Genomic DNA, 2,443 nt, shown 5'->3' with positions numbered 1-2,443 from the left:
CAACAGCCGAAAAACATGATAAGGAATTTTATCAAGAGATTGGCCAAAAAGGCGGAGAAGCAACATCCGAAAAACATGATAAGGAATTTTATCAAGAGATTGGCCAAAAAGGCGGAGAAGCGACATCCGAAAAACATGATAAGGAATTCTATCAAGAGATTGGCCAAAAAGGCGGAGAAGCGACTTCCGACAGTCATGGCAAGGAGTTCTATCAGGAAATCGGTGAAAAAGGCGGAGAGGCACGTGCCAATCAACGAGATGGCGACGGCAGCTCTGACGGTTCCAGTAATGGAAAAATGAGCAGGGAAGAAGCAGGGCTTAATGGCGGGGAAAAAAGCCGCCGTTAATATAGAATGAAAAATCAAGTAGAACTAATAAATGACCGGGGGAATGAATCATTCCCTCGGTTTCTTTATGTTATTCAACCATTGTCCCATAGAGATGCCCATCACAGCACATTGCAAAGAGTGCTTGGTGTAATTGAGTTTCAAAGGACAGAGATCATAAGTGGAGAATATGTTATTTATCGAATAAAAGGACAATTTGATGAATGAAAAATTATTAAGGGTAGGTACCACTTATATACCAGTTACTGATATAGAACTTGCTTCGGATTGGTATGTAGGTAAATTGGGTGCAGTGTTAAGTTATAAAGATGAAGACAAAGCAATTCTTAATTTTGCAAACCAAAGTATTTTTCTTGTTAAATCTAAAGAAAACCAAAGCTCCAATTTTTATGATATTTACGGTGAAGAACACTTTTCTATGACATTTGAAGTTAATGGGTTAAACGCTTTAAAAGCTGTTCGTCAAGATTTGATCGAAAAAGAAATAAAAGTTGGAGGAATTGAAAACAGAGGTCACACGGGGAGAAACTTTGTTTTTTATGATTTAGATGGTAATAAATTTGATGTATGGAGTGAATTAAGTCCAATATTCAAAGAAAAATATCTAATCTCGCGATAAAAAATATATACTCTTCATGAGCTAACAGGCGCGTTACTTCAGGAGCTGATCAGCAGCTCCTTTTCTTTATGCAACGATCGGGGCAGGATGGTTTAATAAGAAAAACTGGGCTATATATCACATCTGACACATACTGCGACATAAATGGGAAAAGATAAAAAAAGACTGTTTAATCATACAGTTCTAGTTTTTTATTTGATATTTCTTCTTTAACTAAAGGGGGCTTTAATTGTATTTGGGCGCTAAACTTCAGTTTTATTGTGCTTTTCGGTTATAATGGAGTTGGAAGTCTTCATTTACGATTATGAAGGCCCGAATTTTATATTATCTGAGGTCAGTATACCTTACATCAAAGGAGTTTATTCATAATGCATGTGCTACAAAAAACGCAAAAAATAGTTCGCTATCAGAATCAACAAGGAAAAATACATTACGGTATTGTTGAGGATGAGATGATATTACAACTGTCTAGCAGTTTTGCTGAACTTGTCAACAAGGAAATAAAGTATGACGGGGTAGAGCTGAAATATAGTGATGTAAAAATTCTGGAACCTGTAAAACCTTCGAAAGTGGTTAATTTCGGCTGGACATATGCAGGTCATGCAAAGGAAACAGGGGGAGAGGCAAACCTTGTAGAACCATTTCTATTCCTAAAGCCATTATCTTCGCTTATTGCAGACAAGGAGAAAATCATCCTTCCACCAAACGATCTATCCAACCAAGTGGAACTTGAAGGGGAAGTAGCCCTGATCATTGGAAAGCGCGGAAAAAACATCAAAGAAGAAGATGCGCTTGATTATGTGTTTGGTTGCACGATATTTAATGACGTCACAGCAAGAGATCTTACAAAAAAAGATCCACAGTTTACGCGGGGCAAAGGATTTGATACATTCGGACCTTTGGGGCCGTGCATCGTTACCGGGGTAGATCCTACAAATTTGAGAATTGTGACCACATTAAACGGCCGCGTTGTCCAAGACGGGAATACTAATCAAATGTCTCTAAGCATTCCGTTTTTAATCAGCTGGCTTTCGCAGGTGATGACGCTGGAGCCAGGTGACATTTTGGCTACGGGTTCACCATCTGGCAGCTGCCCGATTAAATCGGGGGATGAGGTCGTTGTTGAAGTCGAGAACATTGGTCGATTAACTAATGGTGTTCAGTAAGATTTGCCAGCATTCTTAATAACCAAGAATGATCAATCCTTTTTATAAAAGAATAATCCAATTAAATAGTATAAGGGCATGTTTTGATCAATCAAAACATGCCCTTTCTATTTTTTTATTCATTTATCAAGGTTTCTTGTATTAATTTGATCAAACTTTATTTCAGGGCTACAACCTCAATTATAGTGAAGTTCTTTTTGCTTATTAATGAAGTATAACAACATGCTTTGGTTCTTTTTATAAGGCTGTTTTCACATACTTTGTTGCTATTTACCAGGTAGTGAGTTGTGGTTGATTTCCCCTCCAGATGC

At 37.7% G+C, this 2,443-nt stretch carries 3 protein-coding genes; all 3 read left to right on the top strand.

Features of this window, described 5'->3' with window-relative positions; genetic code table 11:
• On the top strand, positions 1 to 347 hold a 347-nt coding region (locus tag ACFX4X_RS20975), incomplete at its 5' end, for a KGG domain-containing protein (RefSeq protein WP_377386069.1).
• A 199-nt stretch (positions 348 to 546) separates the two neighbouring features.
• A complete protein-coding gene (locus ACFX4X_RS20970; protein WP_377386066.1) occupies positions 547 to 966 on the top strand; it encodes a VOC family protein in 420 nt (139 codons plus the stop codon).
• Positions 967 to 1,334: 368 nt separating this feature from the next.
• Entirely contained in the window at positions 1,335 to 2,132 is a 798-nt protein-coding gene (locus ACFX4X_RS20965; protein WP_284469819.1) for a fumarylacetoacetate hydrolase family protein, read from the top strand.
• Positions 2,133 to 2,443: the final 311 nt, after the last annotated feature.

The sequence above is a fragment of the Peribacillus sp. YIM B13481 genome, assembly GCF_042787985.1.
GTDB lineage: Bacteria > Bacillota > Bacilli > Bacillales > DSM-1321 > Peribacillus > Peribacillus simplex_A.
This window is presented reverse-complemented; position numbering and strand designations above follow the sequence as displayed.